Raw genomic sequence first — 15,483 nt, forward strand, 5'->3', positions numbered from 1 at the left:
CGACATCGAGCGTCCGGTGCAACGTGCCCACCTAACTCCTAACTGCGAGAGACCTTCTCTAGCCAGTCCCAAGGAGCGCACAAGTGATCGACATCGACCCCAATACCGACGGGTTGCCCGGCATCGAACAACTCCGCGTCATCGTCGGCGCGGCCATGACGGTGGGGCTCATTCTCGCTGTCCTCGCCCTCATCATCTCGACCGTGGTCTGGGGCTACGGGGCCAACAGCTCGAACCCGCACCTCGCCGGTCGGGGGAAGGTCGGTGTACGAGAGCGTGTGGGCGGTGTTCGACTCGACAACGCTCGTCGACGTCACTGGAAGCCAGTACGTCTCGGTCTACAACGTGCTGTTCGGGGTGGCGATCTTCGTCATGCTCGTCTTCTTCTGCCTCCAACTCATCACCGGGCTCGTGCATCGAGATCCGATGGCACTGTCGCGCGCGGGCGTGGGACTCGCCAAGTCGGTGCTCGGATCGTTCGTCGCCATCACCCTCACCGCGACCCTGTTGGAGGTCACCGATCAGCTCACCATCGGCATCGTGCAGGCGACTGGCAACACGATGGAAGGCATCGGCGACCGCATGGCCCTGCTCGCCGCTGGGCTGACGACGATCAACATCGCCTCGCCCGGCGTCGGTGCGATCATCACGATCTTCCTTGCCGGGCTCGGCATCGCGGGTGCGGGCATCGTATGGTTCACGCTGCTCATCCGTAAGGCGCTGCTGCTGGTCGCCATCGTCTTCGCGCCCATCGCACTCGCCGGGTTCACCTGGGATGCCGCGAAGGGTTGGTTCGGACGCTGGGCGGCGTTCGTCGTGGCGCTCATCTTCTCGAAGCTCGTCATCGTCGTCGTGTTCCTCGTCGCCATTGCGCAGATCAGCGCGCCCATCGACCTCGACCTCGCCTCGATCAGTGACCCGATCTCGGGCGTCGTGCTGATGTTCATCGCCGCGTTCGCGCCGTACCTGACGTACAAGTTCATCTCGTTCGTGGGCTTCGACATGTACCACGCGATGTCGAGCGAGCAGGAAGCGAAGTCGGCGCTCAACCGACCCGTCCCGCTGCCGGTCAAGGCTCAGCCGAACGCGGCAAAGTCCGTCCTCGGAGGGCAAAGCGGCGCGAGAGGCGGGACTCCTCCCGCGCCGAGCACAGCTCCCGCTGCAAGTGGCGCAGCAGGCGGCGCTGCGGGCGCAGGTGGCGGGGCGGCCGCTTCCGGTGGCGGGGCGGCGGCGTCGGGAGGCGCGGCAGGTGCCGGGGCAGCAGCGGCCGGGCCTGCGGCCGCCGCCGTCGTCGGGGCGCAAGTTGTCAAAGCCGCAGCGACAACTGGGCCGAAAGTCGGTGCCGCGGTCGGCGGCGCAGCAGCCGGGCACGCAGAGACATCAACGCCGCCGATACCCGTGGCACCGAGGAAGGGGTAGAACATGGCCACCCGGCACCCTCCGGCTCCCGAGCAGCAGCTCTCCCCCGTGCAGTTCTCCCGACTCGCGCACCGTGGCATCCTGCTCGGACTGTCGATCTCGCAGTTGATCGTGCTGGGCATCGGCGTGGTCACGGTCGTCGCCACGATCTACACGGGCGGTGGCATGGGGCTGGTCTGGACATCCCCGATCTGGCTCAGCTGTCTGCTGCTCGCGGTCGTCCCCGTGGGCGGGCGCAAGCTCGTGGACTGGCTGCCCATCGTGTCGCGCTGGATGTGGCGGAGCACCGCTGGGCAGTTGATCTTCCGCCGCCGCGTCATCAAGCCGCGTCCCGTCGGCACGCTCGCGCTCCCCGGCGATGCGACCGCGCTGCGCGAATGGGTCGATCCCGAGACGGGCGCGGCGATGGTGCACGACCCCCACGCTCAGACCCTGACCGCGGTGCTGGGGGTGACGCACCCGGCGTTCGTGCTGCTCGATCCGGGCGAGCAGCAGCGGCGGATCAACGGCTGGGGTCGGGTGCTCGCTACCGCGTGCCGCTCAGGCCGGATCGCCCGGCTCCAGGTCTGCGAGCGGACGCTGCCGGACTCAGGCACGGGGCTCGCCGAATGGTGGGCCAGGCACGGCACCGACGATGAATCCTGGCCTGCGACCACCTACCGGGAGCTGATCGAGCGTGCTGGGCCGACCGGCGAGCGCCATGCGACGACCATCTCGATTGCGCTCGATATGAACGCCTCGGGACGCCAGATCCGCTCAGCGGGCGGCGGCATCCGTGGAGCTGCCGCCGTGTTGCGTCAGGAGATGACCACGCTCGTTACGGCGCTGCGAGCTGCGGACCTCGCCACGACCGGCTGGCTCGCGCCCGGCGAAGTCGCTGTTATCCTGCGCTCCGCTTACGACCCGGCTGCCGCGCCCGCGCTGGAGCGGCACGCCGACATCGGCCGCTCCCTCGCAACTGCCGGGCCAGTCGCGGTCGCCGAGAGTTGGGATCGGGTGCGTACCGATTCGGCCCACCACACCGTGCTCTGGCTCTCCGAGTGGCCACGTTCGCAGGTCTACCCCGGATTCCTCGCGCCGCTGCTGCTGACCTCCGGCGTGCAGCGCACGTTCTCGCTCATCTGCACGCCGGTTCGCGCCGATGTTGCGGCCCGAGACCTGCGGAAGAAGAAGGTCGGTCTGCTCTCCGACGCGACCCAACGTGCGAAGATCGGGCAGGTCGAGGACGCCTCGCGCACGGCTGAGTACCAGGACGTGCTCCAGCAGGAGTCCGACCTCACCGCGGGGCACGGCGTGCTCCGCTACACGGGCCTCATCTCCGTCTCCGCGCCCACGGTCGATGAGCTGGATGCCGCCGTCGCCGCCATCGAGCAAGCCGCGGTCCAGGCGTCCTGTGAAACGCGCAGACTCGTCGGCCAGCAGGCCACCGCATTCGCCGTCGCCGCGATCCCGCTCTGTCGGGACGTGTGACGCACCCAGCCCTCGACCCCGGAAGGAGTAGCCATGCCAACCTTCAGCAACCCCGTGCAGGACGCCACGGAGACCCGCCAGGCGGTGCGGGCACTCGCTCATGCGAGCCGGGCCTTCGCCGACCCCGAGGACACCTATGAGGTGGTCGGCGAGCTGCTAGGGACGCTGCGCTCCCTGGAGCAAGTGCTGGAGCAGGTTGCGGCGGCGCATGTCCTGCACCAGGACAAGGCGTTCCTCGACAACGGCGACCACGAGGCCGGGGTTGACGAGGCTTGGGCCGCCGCCAACGCACTGCGTAGGGCCGCAGAACTCGTCCAGTCAGCCGAGACCGCCGTCGATCAGGCGTCGCAGCATTCGAGCTACATCGCGTGGCACCCGGCACCTGTCGCCAGTCGACCTGAGTTGGACCCGTTCTCCCGCGACCCGTTCGAGGCACCCCCGATCAGCTCCCGGCGAGGACTATCACTATGAGCCCCGGCGACCGCGAGCGCCTGCACACCGCGGTCCTGCTCGACCCGGCGGGCGAGCGCCGCGCCGCGCGGAAGGCGCGACGGCGGGCGGCGAGCAAGATCGAGACTGCCGACCGCAAGGCCCAGCAGGAGCGGGCGCGGGCGACATGGGAGGCCGAACGCGAGGCAAGGCGGGCGACAACTTACCTGCCACCGTCCGGCGAGACGCGGCCCGCGGCACTCCGCACGCCCGGCCGTTTTCGGCTGCCGCGCCACCAGGACACAAGCGCGACGCTGGCAGGGGCGTATCCGTTCCTCGCCGAGGGCGGGCTCGGCTCCGCTGGCGTGTTCGTCGGCCAGGATCTCTACAGCGGGGCTTCATTCGTCTACGACCCGTGGGTGCTCTACGCGCAGGGCGTCATCACCGCACCGAACATCGTGCTCGCGGGGATCGTCGGCTCCGGCAAGTCCTCGCTCGCCAAGAGTCTCTATACACGGTCAATCCCATTCGGTCGGAGGGTGTACGTCCCCGGCGATCCGAAAGGCGAGCACACGGCCGTCGCTGAGGCGGTCGGCGGTCGGGCGATCATGCTGGGGCACGGGATGTCTACGCGGCTGAATCCCCTCGATGAAGGGCACCGGCCTTCGGGCCTCAGCGATGCCGAGTGGCAGAGCCAGGTCACCTCCCGACGACGCGACCTGATCGGCGCACTCGCCGAGACCGTCCTCGACCGCGGCCTCACCCCACTGGAGCACACAGCCGTCGACATCGCGCTCGCCGATGCGGTGCGCTCGGCCGAGGTGCCGATCCTTCCGATGGTGGTCGACCGCATCCTCGCTCCGAACGCTGAGAACGACGATGGCAGGCTCGCCGAGGACGGCCGACTCGTCGGACACGCGCTGCGGAGACTCGTAGCCGGTGACTTGGCGGGACTGTTCGACGGCCCGAGCACCGTGCGCTTCGACCCGTCGCTGCCGATGGTGTCGCTAGACCTGTCGCGGGTTGCGGAGAACTCGACGCTCATCTCCGTGCTCATGACGTGTTCGTCGGCGTGGATGGAATCGGCGCTGCTCGACCCGGCGGGCGGCCCGAGGTGGGTCGTGTACGACGAGGCGTGGCGGCTCATGTCGCATCCGGCGCTGCTGCGCCGGATGGACGCACAGTGGCGGCTCGCGCGGCACTACGGCATCGCCAACCTGCTCATCTTCCACAAGCTCAGCGACCTCGACAACGTAGGCGACCAGGGCTCGGCGATGCGCGCACTCGCCTCGTCGCTCCTCGCCAACGCGGAGACGAGGGTGATCTACCGGCAGGAGAGCGATCAGCTCGGCGCGACCGCCCAGGCCCTCGGGCTCACCGGCACCGAGCAAGGGCTGCTCCCCGGTCTCGGCACCGGGCAGGGGCTCTGGCGGATCAAGAACCGCTCGTTCGTCGTCCAGCACCAGCTCCACCCTGCCGAACTTGCGATGTACGAGACAGGTCAGAAGGCGAGAGGTGACTCCCGTAAGTTCAGGAATCCTGAAGCCGGTTGAGGCTGGAACTCACGTCCGGTTTCAGCGCACTTGGGGAGTTCCCGCGGTTGTCGCGCTCGTGTCTATGCGGGGGTGAGGCTGCGGCGCTGCGAGGCCTCCCATGCCTGGGTCGCGACTTGGACGGCGTCCCACGGGGAGCCGAGGGGCGGGGTGTAGGAGAGGTCGAGGTCGTCGAACTGCTCGATGGTGAGTCCGGCGTAAAGGGCGGTGGCGAAGGTGTCGATGCGCTTGGCGACCTCGGTGCCGCGCCTGCCGACGAGTTGCGCGCCGAGTAGGCGTCCGTCGCCGGTGTCGCCGGTGATACGGAAGTGGATGGGGTGCGCACCGGGGTAGTACCGCTTGTGGTCGTCCGCAGCCGCGTCGATGGTCGAGGGCGTGTATCCGGCGGTGATCGCCTCGTGGTCGCGCAGGCCGGTGCGGGCCGCGATCAGGTCGAAGACCTTGACGACCTGGGTGCCGACCGATCCGGCGAAGGCGCGGTTGCCGCCGAGGGCGTTTTCTCCAGCGATGCGGCCCTGTTTGTGGCTCGTGGTGCCCAATGGCAGGTAGGTCTGCCCGAGGAGGCGGTGGTGCGTGATGATGCCGTCGCCTGCAGCCCAGACATGCGGAAGCCCGGTGCGCATGTGCTCGTCGACGACGACCGCGCGGCCCGCGCCGAGGCTTGCCCCGGCCCGTTCGAGCAGCTCTGTGTTCGGCCGGACACCGACCACGACGAGGACGAGGTCCGTGGTCTGCGTGAACGGCTGGCCGTCGCGGGTGCCGGTGACGGCGAGGCCGGCCGGGGTCTTCTCGATCCCGGTGACGGTCGATCCGGTGACGACCTCGACGCCATGAGTCGTGAGCTCCTCGTGGACGAGGGCACCGAGTTCAGGGTCGAGGGTGGAGAGCACTTCGGAGCCGCGCTGGAGCTGGGTGACGGTCATCCCGCGGGTGATGAACGCTTCGGCCATCTCGAGGCCGACGTAGCCGGCGCCGACGATGATCGCCGAGGCCGGTTGCCGGGTGGTGAGGTCGTGGTCGAGGGCGAAGGTGTCGCCCATCGAGTGGATGACATGCACCCCGTCCGCCGGGCCGAGCGTGTCGAGGCCGGCGATGTCTGCGTGGGACGGGAGCGCACCGGTGCCGACGATCAGCTCGTCGTAGGCGATCCCCTCCGACGACCCGTCCGGGTTGCGGACGGTGAGCCTCTGCCCGTTGACGTCGATGCCCGTCGCATAGGTGTTCAACCGCAGACTCATCCCGGTCGCTTCCAGGTCTGCGGCAGTGCGGTGCGCGAGGGACTGCCACGGCTGGACCTCGCCGGTGAAGTAGTAGGGGATGCCGCAGATGGAGAAATTCGGGTACTCGTCCGCGACCACGACAGTCACGTCGGTGGTCGGGTCGAGTTCGCGGGCGCGGAGGGCGGCGGAGATGCCGGCGTCGGAGCCGCCGATGGCGATCAGGTGGGTCATTGGTGGGCCCTTCGATTCGGGAAGAGCAGGAGAACAAGGACGGCGCCCATGGCGGCGCCGACGAGCTGTGCGGCGAGGAACCACACGGCGGCGGTCGGGGCGATGCCGGCGAAGGTGTCGGTGAAGATCCGGCCGATCGTCACCGCGGGGTTGGCGAATGAGGTCGAGGAGGTGAACCAGTAAGCGGCCCCGATGTAGGCGCCGACCGCGGGGGCAGCCAGGGCGCTGCGGCCGGTGCGGGCCAGGGCGAAGATCAGCAGGACGAGGCCGGCGGTGGCGACGATCTCGCCGAGCAGATGCCCTGCCGAGAGCCGATCCGTCGTGGCGATCGTCGTCGGGGTGTCGAACATCAGGTCTGCCAGGACCGCGCCGCCGATCCCTCCGGTGATCTGGGCGACGAGGTATGCGGTGATCTCGGTCGGACGGTGGCGGGTGCCGAGGAGCCGGTCGGCGAGGGTGACGACCGGGTTGAGGTGAGCCCCGCTGACGGGCTGGAAGATCAGGATGAGCACGGCCAGGCCGAGCGCGGTCGCCAGCGAGTTCTCCAGCAACTGCAGCCCGACATCGCCCGGCGACAGGCGCTGGGCGGCGATGCCGGAACCGACCACGACGGTCACCAGCAGACCGGCACCGAGGAACTCCGCGACCGCGCGCCGCCACAGCGGGGCGGGCGTCGGTGTCGTGCTCTTTTCGTGGTTCACCTTAACGACGATACATTGCTCAGTCACTATTGAGGTAATGAACATTGAGCGAACTGACCTTGCGGGGCGGGTGGCGCGGTATGCGGCGCTGGCCGATCCGGTGCGGCTGCGGATCATGGACCTACTGACCCTGGGCGATGTCGCCCCGGTCGAGTTGCAAGCCGAGCTGGGGATCTCGTCCAGCCTGCTCGCGCATCACCTGAACCAGCTTGAGCACGCTGGGCTGCTGGTGCGCACTCGGTCGGAGGCCGACCGGCGCCGCACCTACCTGCACCTTGCCCCCGACGCGTTCTCTGGGCTGACCCCGTCGGCGGCGCTCGGGGTGCGGCGGGTGTTGTTCGTCTGCACCGGCAACTCCGCCCGCTCCCAGCTCGCCGCCGCCCTATGGCACGACGCCAGCGACGTCCCGGTCGCCTCGGCCGGCACGCACCCGGCGGACGTGATCGAGCCCGGCGCGATCACCGCCGCGAACCGGCACGGCCTCACCCTCCGCGCCGCGCGACCGCGCGCACTGGAAGGCGTGCTCAATGCGGACGATTTCGTGGTCACGGTCTGCGACACCGCCCACGAGGAACTCGCCGGCGCGGGAAGGGTGCATTGGTCGGTGCCCGACCCGGTGCGCGACGGGTCTGATGCCGCGTTCGATACAGCCTTCGAGGACCTCGCCGCGCGAATCCAGAGACTCGCCCCGAGGCTGACCACGACGAAGGGATGACGACGCTACCGTGCCAGGGCGATCGCTGGGCCGATGGCCGCAAGCATCAGCTTTTAATCTGCAGCGCGCAGTGTGGGTGCTCAGGAGACCGCGTCAGCTCTCGTCTTTGCGGAGCAGGAGGACTGCCGCGGCGATCGCGGCGGTGACGATGACGATGTCGGCGACGTTCCCGATGAACCAGTTGCCGTAGGCGAGGAAGTCCACGACGTGCCCCCGGGCGAATCCTGGTTGGCGGAAGAGTCGGTCGCCGGCATGTGAAGCGGCGGCCCCGCCGAGCGCCCCGATCACGATCGCCCATCCAGGGCGTCGGACTCGGAACGCGAACACGATCGCGGTGACCGTGGCGGCGACAGCCGCCAATGCGAATACCCAGGTGGAGCCCTCGCCGAAGGAGAACGCTGCGCCAGGGTTGTAGGCGAGTTGCAGGCCCAGCAGGTCGCCGATCAGCGGGATGCGCTCGTACTCCGACAGAGTGGCCTCGGCCCATGCTTTTGTTCCCTGATCGACCAGGATCGCGACCAGGCCGATCAAGAGCGCCCAGACCGTAATCCGCCAGCGCCCTCTCTGCGGCTGAACTCTCGACGCGGGCTCGACGTCGGTGTTCGCGTCCTGGGTCATGCGAGAACCTCGAAGAGGCGGACGAGGACGCCGGACTCGATCAGGATGAACAGGCCCAGGCCGATGAACACGACGGGTACGAGCCAGTGCTCGACACGTTCCAGCGTTTCGGTAACGGCCTTGTGGGTGCCGATCAGGCGTCCGGCTGCACACCAGACGGCGACGAGGATCAGGAAAACGACGATCATGATCGCAACGTCACCGGGTGTGCTGGTGCGGAAGATCGGCGTGTAGAGGGAGATGTTGTCCGCGCCGTTGGCGATGGTGATCCCGGCGACGCCCCATAGTCCGACCGCGGTGATCTTGTCGTCATCGTCGTCACCGTTGCGGCGCAGGCCACGAATGAGCGTCCAGATGCCGATGCCGAGCGGGATGAGGCCGAGGAAGCCGACCCATTCGTCCGGAACGATGGTGAGACCGAGTGCGGCGATCACGCTGATCACGACGAGGGTGATGAACCCGAGGTACTGACCGGCGACGATCTGCCATGGCCGGGGCTTCCCGCGTCGGGATGCGAGGAACAGCACGGTGAGCACGACGATATCGTCGATGTTGGTCGCCGCGAACAGGCCGATCGCGGAGCCGATGGTTGCGAGCATCAGCTCTCCACCCGTGGCGTGCGGGTGCGCGCGGCGCGCAGGCCGTTGAGGATCACGATGACCTCCGCGACCTCGTGGACCAGGACGACGGCCGCGAGCCCCAGGACCCCGAAGAGGGCGAGCGGGAGGAGCGCGGTGATGATCAGCAGCGACAGGATGATGTTCTGGTTGATGATCCGCCGTCCCCGCCGCGCGTGTTCGAACGCGCGCGGGATGAGACGCAGGTCGTGGCCGGTGAAGGCGACATCGGCGGACTCGATCGCCGCGTCGGAACCCGTCGCACCCATCGCGATGCCGATGTCCGCGGACGCGAGGGCAGGGGCGTCGTTGATGCCGTCGCCGATCATCGCGACGGATCCCGCCTGCGACAGGTCGCCGATCGCGGTCGCTTTGTCCTCCGGGCGCAACTCCGCACGCACGTCACTGATCCCGGCCTGCGCCGCCAAAGCGCGAGCAGTGCGGGCGTTGTCGCCGGTGAGCATCGTCAGGCCGAGGCCCTGACCATCGAGGGTCCGGACGACTTCAGGGACTTCCGGGCGCAGTTCGTCACGGACGCCGATCGCCGCGACCGGCACCCCGTCGCGGTGCACGATCACGACGGTCATGCCCTGCTCTTCCAGACCCGCGACCTGGTCACCGAGGTCGCCGGCGTCCAGCCAGCGGGGACTGCCGACGGTGATCCTCAATCCGTCGACGGTGCCGTCGATGCCATGCCCGGCCTGCTCGGTCACGTCCGCAGCTGCCGGAGTCCCCGGGGCCGCGGCGCTGATCGCAGCGGCGAGGGGATGCGTGCTGTGCTGCTCCAGCGCCGCCGCCCACGCCAGCGCCTGGGTCTCGGTCACGCCGTCCGCGGTAAGGACGGCAGTGACCGCGGGCTCGTTGCGGGTGAGGGTGCCGGTCTTGTCGACGGCGACGTGCCGGACCGTGCCGAAGCGCTCGAAGACAGCACCGGACTTGATGATCACGCCGAACTTGCTCGCCGCGCCGATCGCGGCGACGACCGTCAACGGAACCGAGATCGCCAGCGCACACGGAGAGGCAGCGACCAGCACGACGAGCGCACGGGTGATCCACACCTCCGGGTCACCCAGCAGCGACCCGATGATCGCGACAAGCGCGGCGAGGATCAGCACACCTGGGACGAGTGGGCGTGCGATCCGGTCGGCGAGACGCGCACGCTCGCCCTTCTCGGTCTGCGCCTGCTCCACCAACTCGACAATGGTGGTGAGCGAGTTGTCTGTACCCGCCGCCGTCGTCTCCACCTCCAGAACGCCGGCGCTGTTGATCGCACCGGCCGACACCGCATCACCGGGCTCAACCTCGACGGGGATCGACTCCCCGGTGATCGCCGAGGTATCCAGGCTGGACCGCCCCGAACGGACGATCCCGTCGGTCGCGATCCGCTCACCCGGACGGACCACCATGACCTGCCCGACCGTCAACTCCTTCGCCTGCACCTGCACAGACACGCCGCCCTGCAGCACAGTCGCGGTCTCCGGCACGAGCTTCAGCAGCGCCCGCAGCCCGCCCCGGGCGCGATCCATCGCCTTGTCCTCGAGCGCCTCAGCGATCGAGTACAAGAACGCCAGCGCCGCGGCCTCCTCCACGTAGCCGAGGATGACCGCGCCGATCGCGCTGATCGTCATCAGCAGGCCGATGCCGAGCTTGCCCTTGAACAGCTTCCGGATCGCGCCAGGAGTGAACGTCGACGCCCCGGCCAGCAGTCCGGCCCAGAACAGCACCAACGCCGGGATCTCGAGGCCGGACCACTCGAGAATCAGACCCGTCAGGAACGCGACACCGGAGAAGACCGGCAGCAGGATCTCGCGATCCTTCCACCACGGCCCATCATGGTCATCATCGTCGTCGATCTCCACCTCGTCGACTTGCGACCCCGTCACCGCGCTCACGCGTCTACCCCCGTATCGCAGCATCCGGGCACCGTGCACGCAGAATCCACGCACGGCGCATCCTCATCCACCGCGAGCGTGACGTCGATCAGAGACGTCAACGCAGCCGCGAGGTGCGGGTCCGCGATCTCATAGCGGGTCTGCCTACCCTCAGGTTCAGCAACGACGATCCCGCAATCACGGAGACACGTGAGGTGGTTGGACACATTCGAACGCGTCAACTCCAGCTCTCGCGAGAGCACAGCAGGGTAGCTCGGGTGCTCAAGCAGCGTCATGAGTATCCGGGAACGCGTCGGATCCGCCATGGCCCGGCCCAGCCGGTTCATCACATCAAGTCGCGAAGCAATAGTCAGCATGCGGTGACTATACAGTCACCGGTGACCTATGGGCAAGTTGTCGACTCTTGTGTTCATCCGCTCTGGTGCCGCTCGCGCACGATGCGGGCCCGGAGGAGCCGCGGGATGAGCCGGACGAAGACGACCATCACGATGAGCTCAACGAGGGTCTGCGTGACTACGACGAGTGGGGCAAGGTCGAACGCGGCAGGCAGAGCGAGGACGAGCGGGAGGACAACGAGGGAGTTGCGGGTCACACCGCTGAACACGATCGCCCTGCGCGCCGGCACATCCAGCCGGGCCACCCTCCCGGCCACCGCGCCGAGGGGAACCATGACCGCCGCGAACAGGACATAGACGGGAATGGCGAGCAGCAGCGCGCCGAGTTGCTGTCCGACGCCGGTGATCTGGGAGGCGACGACGACGGCGAGGGTGAGCATCATCAGCGGCACCATCGCCCCCAGCACGACCTCCTGCACCACCACTCCCCAGCGCGTGCGGGCGGCGGCGAGCTGGGTGAGCCCGGCCGCAACCAGCGGCAGGACGATGAGCAGCAGGAACGCTTCGACGAATGGGGCGAGGTCGATGACCTGGACGAACTCGGGACCGACGAACAGCAGCAGGTAGAGCGGCAGCAGGAGCATCTGACCCAGCATCAGGATCGGGGCGGCCGCGAGTAACCTGTCCTTCGCACCGCCCGCGATGCCGGTGAACACGATCACGTAATCCACGCACGGGGTTAGCAGCACGAACAGCACGCCGACCAGCAGCACCTGGTCGTAGGCGACGATCCGCGACAGCAGGAACACCACCACGGGCACGAGGACAAAGTTGACGACGAGGATGGTGGCGAGGAAACGCCAGTCGCGGAACGCCTGCCCGATCCTCGCAAACGGCACCCCGAGGAAAGTGGCGTAGAGCAGCAACCCGAGCACCGGGTTGATCGCGACCTCCGCCGGATGACTGACCGCGGGGGCAAGCAGGCCGGCAGCCGCGCCGAGCACGAGGGCAGTCAGATAGAGCGGCACCTGATACCGCTCCATCCACACCACGCCCGCTCGCATGACTTCATCCTTCCAGTTCCAATAGGTCACTGCTGGCTGTATGGTCAGCGCATGCTGACTCTTGCTTCACGAGCGGACGTGATTAGCCGGTGCCCGGCTGCTGCGACACTGAGACCTCCGCCGTATGAATGCGGCGACGCTGACCGAGGAGCCGGGCGTTCCTCGCGGTGCGAGTTCAGGATTCGCGAACGCACGCCACGATTCGTGACGAACGGGCACGATTCCCGACGTTTCGCTGAGATTCATCGACCAGCCGACACGTGAGGCGCACCTAGTGTGCATGAGCCATCACGGACTAGACCATCCGCACGAACTCACGGCAGTTGGGGCTGCGTGAGATGACCACTACCCTTTCGCGGCGTCGCCGCGCTCGCCGGGAGAGTGGCGGGCAGGAGGTCGCTACTGCCGTCCCGCCCGTGCTGCCGGTCGTGACGATGACGGTGCAGCCGGACGCGACGCTGCGCGTCGTGGTCGACGGGGAGCCGTTCGACCCGCCGCCCTTCGCCCCGTCGTGGCAGCGGCACTCCTTCGCGCAGATCATCAGCGAGGTCGTCGAGCAGCGTCACTCGCCCGCGCGCGTCGTCGTGCACGAACTCGATGGCACCGTTTACACGGACATCGTGACCGCTGCGCTCCACCCCGCGTCCCTCGACCAGTCCCCGCCCGCGGAACCGCCGGCCTCGGTTGAGGATGGCGACTCTGCGCAGGATGCAACGGAGCCTTCGCACCCGCTCGCACTCCAGAACGGCGAGGGATTCGTCCCCGGCGAGGAGGTTGCCGTGGCGGTCATCGTCCGGCACACCGGCGCAAGCAGCGAGGGAGCGGCAAGGGCTCAGATCGAGCCGGGTCTGCTCGATCTGAGCCCCACGCGCGAGGTCATCCTGCTCGGTCGCGTCTCGGGCACCTGCATCGTCGGACACCCGGCATGACCAGCTCGTCACCTCGAGCCGGGGTGTTCGGCGACGAACTGACGAACCTCGCCCTCGGCGCGCTCATCGGTGCGATGCTGCTGGCCGGTGCGCTCCGCTTCGCCGGGAACATCGCTGCGTTCGTCACGGGCGCACCCCAGCCCGCGGCGGGTCTCGAAGCGGGAGTCGGAGTGGTCTTCCATGCCGGCGACCCCGGCTCGGCACTCGGCTCCGCGTCGCTCAGCCCCGTCGCCTACTGGATCACCGCCGCACTCCTGCTCGCCGCCGTCGGCACCACTGTGTGGTTCATCTGGCGATGGGTGCGCGAGCTGGGCAAGCGGACCAAGGCCGACCCGAACCGGATCGAGGGAATCGCTGATGCGCGCGACGTGCAGCGCGCCGCATCCGAACGTGACCTTCTGCGTCGCGCGAAGACGCTGCGCCCCTCGCTCACCGACCCGAAGCCCGAGGAGGTCGGCTACCTCCTTGGCACCTCGCGCGGTAAGCGCGTGTGGACATCCGTCGAGGACTCGATCCTGCTCATCGGCCCGCCGAGATCCGGGAAGGGCGCGAACATCGTCATCAACACCATCCTCGACGCGCACGGTGCGGTCATCACGACCTCGACCCGGCCGGACAACCTCACGGCGACGCTCCGCGCTCGCCAGGCGCGCGGCGGCCCGGTCTCCGTGTTCGATCCCCAGCATCTCGGCGAGGGTGTGCCTGCGGGTCTGCGATGGTCGCCGATCCGCGGGTGCGAGGTGCCCCTGACGGCAATGATCCGCGGCACAGGTCTCGCCGCGGGAACCGGGCTCTCCGGCCCCTCCGTCGAGAACGGCGGATTCTGGGAAGGCAAGACCCGCACGGCGCTTCAGGCGCTTCTGCACGCTGCGGCGCTCGATCACCGGCAACCCGCCGAGCTGTTCCGCTGGACGCTCGACCCCGCGGCTGCGGCGGATGCCGTCTCCATTCTCGCCTCGCACCCCGAGGCCGCGACGGGATGGGCCGAGTCACTCGACGGGATGCTGCAATCCGACCCGCGCACGCGCGACTCAATCTGGCAGGGCGTCTCGCTCTCACTCGCCTCCCTCGCCGATCCGCGGGTGCTGGAAGCGGTCAGCCCCAGCGAGGACGAGCAGTTCGACCCCGAGGCGTTCCTGCGCGACTCCGGCACGCTCTACCTCCTGGCGACAGGTGCCGGGGCCGGGGCGTCCTCGTCGCTCGTCGCGGCGTTCATCGAAGACCTCGTAGAGACGGCCCGGCGCATCGCCGCGCGCTCGCCGGGCGCGCGACTCGACCCGCCCGTGCTGCTCGCGCTCGACGAGATCGGGAACCTCGCGCCTCTGCCTTCGCTCCCGGTCCTCATGGCAGAGGGCGGCGGTACGGGTCTCACGGTGATGCCCGTGTTCCAGTCGCTCGCCCAGGCGCGAGGTCGTTGGGGCGACGACGCCGCGACCGCGATGTGGGACGCGAGCATCACCAAGATCGTGCTCGGCGGCGGGACGGACACACGGCACCTCCAGGACATCTCCACACTGATCGGTGAACGCGACGAGACGACTGACTCCGTGACCATCGGCGAACGCGGCTTGCGCTCGAGTCAACGCTCGATCCGTCGCGTGCCGGTCATGAAGGTCGAAGACATCCGCACCCTGCCCCAGGGCACTTCACTCGTGCTGCTGCGCTCCGCGCCGCCGATCATCACGACCATGCGCTACTGGCTCAACCGACCGGATGCCGAGATGCTGCTCGCCCAGCGCGCCGAGGTCGAGGCGCTCATGCAGCCGGGCACCGCTGGGATAGGTGAGGCAACAGTCATCGGCGACTGACCAACTTCGCGTGACCGCCAGATCGGCGCCCACCGCGGACGCTAGATCGGCCAGTCTTTGTGCAGCTCCGAGCCGATACCAAGGGAACTCAGGTCCGCGGTGACGGCATGCCACAAGTCACTGAAGATCTGGTCGGCGTCGCCCGTCCAGTCGTTTGGAATCGGGGTCGGCGAATCGACGGTGCACGAGACGACGTATCCCGGAGCCGAGGAGTCGTCCCAAGACAGCGAGACGTTGAGCCTCGCGTTCTCCAGCTTCACGTCGTCATCACCGTCGCCGAATCTGTCGGCGACGTACTCATAGTCGTATGAGAACTGGTACGAGTCCTCCTGCTTCATCGAACGCAGGTACTCGTCTTCATCCTCGAACTCTTCGCGGGTCGAGTGGTCACGAACGACACTGGACGACCTACCTCTCGCATTCTCTGCCCAGGCGACGCTCGCCTCTCAGCACTGTCATCACAGTAGCCGGGCGCGCGGACG

15 protein-coding genes and 1 pseudogene are annotated in these 15,483 nt (G+C 68.3%); 8 read left to right on the plus strand and 8 right to left on the minus strand.

What is annotated here, in order from left to right:
• Positions 1–83 precede the first annotated feature (83 nt).
• The 5 genes and pseudogenes from ACSGC5_RS03970 to ACSGC5_RS03990 all read left to right on the plus strand — a co-directional run.
• Positions 84–269 (plus strand): annotated as a pseudogene (locus ACSGC5_RS03970) (DUF6112 family protein); the annotation flags it as partial.
• Positions 265–1,419, plus strand: a complete 1,155-nt coding sequence (locus ACSGC5_RS03975) for a conjugal transfer protein TrbL (protein ID WP_434969312.1) — start codon at positions 265–267, stop codon at positions 1,417–1,419. The pseudogene ACSGC5_RS03970 and the gene ACSGC5_RS03975, both read left to right, overlap by 5 nt.
• 3 nt (positions 1,420–1,422) lie before the next feature.
• A complete protein-coding gene (locus ACSGC5_RS03980; protein ID WP_434969313.1) occupies positions 1,423–2,889 on the plus strand; it encodes an SCO6880 family protein in 1,467 nt (488 codons plus the stop codon).
• A 33-nt stretch (positions 2,890–2,922) separates the two neighbouring features.
• The gene (locus ACSGC5_RS03985) at positions 2,923–3,360 is read left to right on the plus strand and encodes a hypothetical protein (RefSeq protein ID WP_434969314.1); all 438 of its coding nucleotides are present in this window, start codon (positions 2,923–2,925) and stop codon (positions 3,358–3,360) included.
• Positions 3,357–4,871 carry an ATP-binding protein gene (locus tag ACSGC5_RS03990; protein ID WP_434969315.1) on the plus strand — a complete coding sequence of 505 codons (1,515 nt, stop codon included), beginning with the start codon at positions 3,357–3,359 and terminating at the stop codon, positions 4,869–4,871. The genes ACSGC5_RS03985 and ACSGC5_RS03990 overlap by 4 nt, the downstream gene beginning before the upstream one ends.
• Positions 4,872–4,933: 62 nt before the next feature.
• Here ACSGC5_RS03990 and ACSGC5_RS03995 read toward each other — a convergent pair whose 3' ends face one another.
• Both ACSGC5_RS03995 and ACSGC5_RS04000 read right to left on the minus strand, forming a co-directional pair.
• Positions 4,934–6,322, minus strand: coding sequence for an FAD-dependent oxidoreductase (locus ACSGC5_RS03995; protein ID WP_434969316.1), 1,389 nt, complete (start codon positions 6,320–6,322; stop codon positions 4,934–4,936).
• Entirely contained in the window at positions 6,319–7,023 is a 705-nt protein-coding gene (locus ACSGC5_RS04000; RefSeq protein WP_434969317.1) for an aquaporin, read from the minus strand. The genes ACSGC5_RS03995 and ACSGC5_RS04000 overlap by 4 nt, the downstream gene beginning before the upstream one ends.
• Positions 7,024–7,060: 37 nt before the next feature.
• Between ACSGC5_RS04000 and ACSGC5_RS04005 the strand changes: the two genes are divergently transcribed.
• Positions 7,061–7,738, plus strand: coding sequence for a helix-turn-helix domain-containing protein (locus ACSGC5_RS04005; RefSeq protein WP_434969318.1), 678 nt, complete (start codon positions 7,061–7,063; stop codon positions 7,736–7,738).
• A 93-nt stretch (positions 7,739–7,831) separates the two neighbouring features.
• On the opposite strand, the gene ACSGC5_RS04010 is transcribed toward ACSGC5_RS04005, so the two are convergent.
• Genes ACSGC5_RS04010 through ACSGC5_RS04030 form a run of 5 tightly spaced genes read right to left on the minus strand, consistent with a single transcriptional unit; the run spans position 7,832 to position 12,264 of the window.
• A complete protein-coding gene (locus ACSGC5_RS04010) occupies positions 7,832–8,356 on the minus strand; it encodes a signal peptidase II (protein ID WP_434969319.1) in 525 nt (174 codons plus the stop codon).
• The gene (locus ACSGC5_RS04015; RefSeq protein ID WP_434969320.1) at positions 8,353–8,955 is read right to left on the minus strand and encodes a cadmium resistance transporter; all 603 of its coding nucleotides are present in this window, start codon (positions 8,953–8,955) and stop codon (positions 8,353–8,355) included. Before ACSGC5_RS04015 ends, ACSGC5_RS04010 begins: the two co-directional genes overlap by 4 nt.
• Positions 8,955–10,865: a heavy metal translocating P-type ATPase gene (locus ACSGC5_RS04020; RefSeq protein WP_434969321.1), complete on the minus strand. Its 1,911-nt coding sequence runs from the start codon at positions 10,863–10,865 to the stop codon at positions 8,955–8,957. The genes ACSGC5_RS04015 and ACSGC5_RS04020 overlap by 1 nt, the downstream gene beginning before the upstream one ends.
• Positions 10,862–11,221 (minus strand): Cd(II)/Pb(II)-sensing metalloregulatory transcriptional regulator CmtR, encoded by a 360-nt coding sequence (gene cmtR, locus ACSGC5_RS04025; protein ID WP_031289545.1) that lies wholly within the window; start codon positions 11,219–11,221, stop codon positions 10,862–10,864. The genes ACSGC5_RS04020 and cmtR overlap by 4 nt, the downstream gene beginning before the upstream one ends.
• 53 nt (positions 11,222–11,274) lie before the next feature.
• Complete coding sequence (locus tag ACSGC5_RS04030) at positions 11,275–12,264, minus strand: bile acid:sodium symporter (protein WP_434969322.1); 990 nt, start codon at positions 12,262–12,264, stop codon at positions 11,275–11,277.
• A 338-nt stretch (positions 12,265–12,602) separates the two neighbouring features.
• Between ACSGC5_RS04030 and ACSGC5_RS04035 the strand changes: the two genes are divergently transcribed.
• Both ACSGC5_RS04035 and ACSGC5_RS04040 read left to right on the plus strand, forming a co-directional pair.
• A complete protein-coding gene (locus tag ACSGC5_RS04035) occupies positions 12,603–13,193 on the plus strand; it encodes a hypothetical protein (RefSeq protein ID WP_434969323.1) in 591 nt (196 codons plus the stop codon).
• Positions 13,190–15,001 carry a type IV secretory system conjugative DNA transfer family protein gene (locus ACSGC5_RS04040; RefSeq protein WP_434969324.1) on the plus strand — a complete coding sequence of 604 codons (1,812 nt, stop codon included), beginning with the start codon at positions 13,190–13,192 and terminating at the stop codon, positions 14,999–15,001. The genes ACSGC5_RS04035 and ACSGC5_RS04040 overlap by 4 nt, the downstream gene beginning before the upstream one ends.
• A 41-nt stretch (positions 15,002–15,042) precedes the next feature.
• On the opposite strand, the gene ACSGC5_RS04045 is transcribed toward ACSGC5_RS04040, so the two are convergent.
• Entirely contained in the window at positions 15,043–15,339 is a 297-nt protein-coding gene (locus ACSGC5_RS04045; RefSeq protein ID WP_434969325.1) for a hypothetical protein, read from the minus strand.
• Positions 15,340–15,483: the final 144 nt, after the last annotated feature.

The organism is Microbacterium sp. bgisy207 (genome assembly GCF_965345035.1).
Lineage (GTDB): Bacteria > Actinomycetota > Actinomycetes > Actinomycetales > Microbacteriaceae > Microbacterium.

What these genes read in the sequence shown, in the direction of transcription:
- ACSGC5_RS03980 (WP_434969313.1), top strand. Translation starts at nt 1,423, where the DNA reads ATGGCCACCCGGCACCCTCCGGCTCCCGAGCAGCAGCTCTCCCCCGTG.
- ACSGC5_RS03985 (WP_434969314.1), top strand. Translation starts at nt 2,923, where the DNA reads ATGCCAACCTTCAGCAACCCCGTGCAGGACGCCACGGAGACCCGCCAG.
- ACSGC5_RS03990 (WP_434969315.1), top strand. Translation starts at nt 3,357, where the DNA reads ATGAGCCCCGGCGACCGCGAGCGCCTGCACACCGCGGTCCTGCTCGAC.
- ACSGC5_RS03995 (WP_434969316.1), bottom strand. Translation starts at nt 6,322, where the DNA reads ATGACCCACCTGATCGCCATCGGCGGCTCCGACGCCGGCATCTCCGCC.
- ACSGC5_RS04005 (WP_434969318.1), top strand. Translation starts at nt 7,061, where the DNA reads ATGAACATTGAGCGAACTGACCTTGCGGGGCGGGTGGCGCGGTATGCG.
- ACSGC5_RS04010 (WP_434969319.1), bottom strand. Translation starts at nt 8,356, where the DNA reads ATGACCCAGGACGCGAACACCGACGTCGAGCCCGCGTCGAGAGTTCAG.
- ACSGC5_RS04015 (WP_434969320.1), bottom strand. Translation starts at nt 8,955, where the DNA reads ATGCTCGCAACCATCGGCTCCGCGATCGGCCTGTTCGCGGCGACCAAC.
- cmtR (WP_031289545.1), bottom strand. Translation starts at nt 11,221, where the DNA reads ATGCTGACTATTGCTTCGCGACTTGATGTGATGAACCGGCTGGGCCGG.
- ACSGC5_RS04030 (WP_434969322.1), bottom strand. Translation starts at nt 12,264, where the DNA reads ATGCGAGCGGGCGTGGTGTGGATGGAGCGGTATCAGGTGCCGCTCTAT.
- ACSGC5_RS04035 (WP_434969323.1), top strand. Translation starts at nt 12,603, where the DNA reads ATGACCACTACCCTTTCGCGGCGTCGCCGCGCTCGCCGGGAGAGTGGC.
- ACSGC5_RS04040 (WP_434969324.1), top strand. Translation starts at nt 13,190, where the DNA reads ATGACCAGCTCGTCACCTCGAGCCGGGGTGTTCGGCGACGAACTGACG.
- ACSGC5_RS04045 (WP_434969325.1), bottom strand. Translation starts at nt 15,339, where the DNA reads ATGAAGCAGGAGGACTCGTACCAGTTCTCATACGACTATGAGTACGTC.